The 3,307-nt window shown below is 39.0% G+C and carries 3 protein-coding genes and 1 other annotated feature; of the genes, 1 reads left to right on the top strand and 2 read right to left on the bottom strand.

The window, feature by feature from the left end; genetic code table 11:
- A partial coding sequence (locus L0J61_RS10185; protein WP_301466332.1) for an AraC family transcriptional regulator occupies positions 1-983 on the bottom strand: 983 nt, incomplete at its 3' end.
- 102 nt (positions 984-1,085) lie between these two features.
- A complete protein-coding gene (locus tag L0J61_RS10180; protein ID WP_192519481.1) occupies positions 1,086-1,811 on the bottom strand; it encodes a hypothetical protein in 726 nt (241 codons plus the stop codon).
- Positions 1,812-1,874: 63 nt separating this feature from the next.
- Between L0J61_RS10180 and L0J61_RS10175 the strand changes: the two genes are divergently transcribed.
- Positions 1,875-3,094, top strand: a protein-coding gene (locus L0J61_RS10175) for an IS3 family transposase (protein ID WP_192523547.1) whose coding sequence is annotated in 2 segments (ribosomal slippage) — positions 1,875-2,154 and positions 2,154-3,094 — 1,221 coding nt in all. Because the reading frame shifts where the segments join, the coding sequence is not laid out codon by codon here.
- Positions 2,150-2,266 (top strand) — a sequence feature (AL1L pseudoknot). It overlaps the preceding gene by 117 nt.
- Positions 3,095-3,307 lie beyond the last annotated feature (213 nt).

Raw genomic sequence — 3,307 nt, 5'->3', positions numbered from 1 at the left:
AAACCAAGCTGATTAGCAATTGGAGCAATTTTTTGTCTCTCTTGTAATAGTTTCATGGCTAACTGCATGCGTTTATGAGTTCGATAATCACCAATCGTTAGAGTCGTTAATTTCTTAAATTCGGCCTTTAAATAACATTCATTTGTGCCTGTTTTTTGCGCAAGCTCTCGTATCGTCCAATTCTTATTGTAAAACTCATCAAGAAGCAGTTTGGCTTGATAAGCAGAATTAAGAACCTGTACTTTAGCCCCGCCTATTTCAGTAATACATTGTTTCAATAATAAACTCGTAAAGGTTAAGCATTGTCCTTGTAGTGCCATAAATTTAATATCATCAGTGGGACTAGGTGTGTTATAAACCTCCCAGCCCTGCATTACAAAATTTGCCGCTTTGGTAGTCAGGTTTAAAGGTAGAATTGACGAATCGGACATAGTCATTAATTTGGATATGATTAAATTATTGGCATCTGTCTGCTGCTCTATTTGTGTGGCTAATTTACCAACAAAGTCTTTATCTAGCTCAATATATAAGGCTTTAATGTCTTCCTTAGCACTAATAATTGTGCTCAATCTCCCTAAATCGCCTTTTATTAACCAAATGGCAGGCGCATTTATCGTTACTTGCTCAAACTGTTTTAGCTTGGTTCTATTTACCTGCCTTGCTTCTGTTTTTACTGTTGCTTTTACTCCTACTTTTTCTTCTATAGTCACTTTGTCGTCTAGCTGATATTCATAGCTCCCTTGCAAAACAATGTATAAAACATAACTGGTTTGGCAATTAGGATTAATGAATTGATGATTTCTATGAAAGTAGCAATTGACCCGTGATAGACCAATGCTACCGAAATCATAACGTTCAAAGTAGCCATCACCAATAGACTTATCAATATAAATGATTTGACTTAACTGATTAAACCGCTGTACATTTTTTACCATGCACCAGTCATTAATCATTTCTAATTGCTTATCAAACACATATTTCATTTTATCTCTTCTTATAATACTTTTAGGGGCTGTCCTAGATAACTAGTTCAAACCCTGTTTAACCCATTGTTTTAGTTGATGTAGATGCTATCCTATATAATTTTACTTATCTAGGACAGCCCCTAGTTTTATGGCAGTGATTAGAAAATTGCTTAAGGGGATCAATCGTCCACAGGATTGATTGTTTCGTTCTTCTTTATCTGATACCCACATGATTTTTTGGTCGAAATCAATCTGATTCAACAGTCCTGATGCATGAACGGCAGGTCGTATGCCTGTTTGAATGATGATAATATGCCATAGCCAAACGCTATAGCAGTTAAACTGCTCAATGTACCTGTCATGAAGAATATCCGAACCATGCTTTAATCGACCGTTATAGCTTTCTATAGCACCGTTAAGTCTAGTAAAAAATGCTTGGCAGGCATTCAGAGTTAATGGCATATTACTGCCTACATATTGCTTTAAATGATTACTTTTAATACCCTGTTTTGCTATATGACGTAGTTTGTTCTTGCTTTCCTTATCACAATGTTCAGTCAATAGGTGTATAGCACTGCTATAGGTACTCTCTAAATTTTGTGTGCTAATACTTGTGTAGTAAAGTGGTGAGCTGTGCTTAACATCAACACCAGTAATAATGTCAACGTGTAATGGCTGATGAAGTTCGTTGTTTATAATGGTATGCAAACCATTGTCGATATATTGATTACTTAAAGCGGGCAAGCTAAGTTGTTCTTTTAAATCCTTAAGTGATTTTTTTACATCCGAATTACTGACTATAATTTTCTCTGTAATAACTGCCTGTAGCTCAAATGGTAATGGCAATTTAAATTCATTGTGAACCGCCCCAGGATTGTCGGAGACTTAATATTCTGAGAGAATACGACAATGAAAAGACAAACTTATACTCCCGAGATGAAAGAACGCGCCGTTCGCATGCTGATTGAAGCGTCTTGCGATTACCCCTCCACATGGTCAGCTATTCAAGCCATTGCACCTAAGATTAGCTGTACACCTGAAACCCTGCGATCATGGCATAAGAAGCACATAGAGCAAACCATTCCGGCATCAGTACAAGCCCAAAGCCAAGAGCAACGTATTAAAGAGCTTGAACGCGAAAACAGAGAGCTCAAGCAAGCCAATGAGATTATACGTAAGGCTGCGGCTTTTTTCGCCCAGGCGGAGCTCGACCGCCCACTCAGACAATGGTTCAGTTTATTGATGACTATAGAGGTAGTTATGGGGTCGAGCTTATCTGTCGAATACTACCGATTGCCCCGTCAACCTATCATCGTGAAAACTATTTAGCTAACAATCCTGAAAAGCGTTCACTGCGCAGTCAGCATGACGACTATTATCTCAGCGAGATTAAACGTATTTGGCAGGATAGAAAATGCCGTTATGGTGTGCGTAAAGTCTGGCAGCAGATGAAGGCTGATGGCGTAAAGGTTGCTCGTTGCACCGTAGAGCGTTTAATGAAGCAGTATGGTATGCAAGGCATCTGGCGTGGCAAAGGCAAGATTACCACCAATAGCCGTGATGACCAGAAGCGCGCTGATAATTTGGTCAATCGTAACTTTAATGCCCATCATCCTAATCAGTTATGGGTGGCTGACTTTACTTATATCAAGACGACGAGCGGCTGGGTTTACACTGCCTTTATTATTGATGTGTTTGCTCGTGCTATCGTTGGTTGGAAAGTCTCTAATCGCATGAATACCGATATGGTTATGGCTGCGCTAAATCAGGCGATAGCAGACAGGAACAACCCTAAGGATGTCATTCATCACAGTGATCGAGGGGTTCAGTACTTATCCATTCGCTATACTGATAAAATGGCTGACTCTGGCGTGATTGCTTCTGTCGGTACAACAGGCGACTCGTATGATAATGCATTGGCTGAAACGGTCAATGGCCTATATAAGTCTGAGGTGATTCAATATTTAAAAGAGAGCTGGACTGGCGTCAACGATGTTGAATTAGCCACGCTTGAATGGGTGGACTGGTTCAATAAAACACGATTGCATAGTACGATTGGTTATGTGTCACCTTTTGAATTTGAAAAGCGGTATTATGATAGTTTAATCCTGTCAGGTGTTGCTGCCTGAATCAAGTAAATCACTCTCCGATAAAGTCGGGGCGGTTCACTAAGTTTCTACGACAAGGATGGATGGAAAATAATCTACTTAAACTGTTTCATAATATGGACTGTATCTCTTTTATTGTAGACTGACTATAGATTAATGGTACTGTTTCCAAAAAACCTACCAAAGAAGTTAAATTTTAAGGGCTTAGTAGAAATAATGACTGTCAATTTTTCT

The sequence above is a fragment of the Psychrobacter sp. genome (genome assembly GCF_030457785.1).
Taxonomy (GTDB): Bacteria; Pseudomonadota; Gammaproteobacteria; order Pseudomonadales; family Moraxellaceae; genus Psychrobacter.
This window is presented reverse-complemented; position numbering and strand designations above follow the sequence as displayed.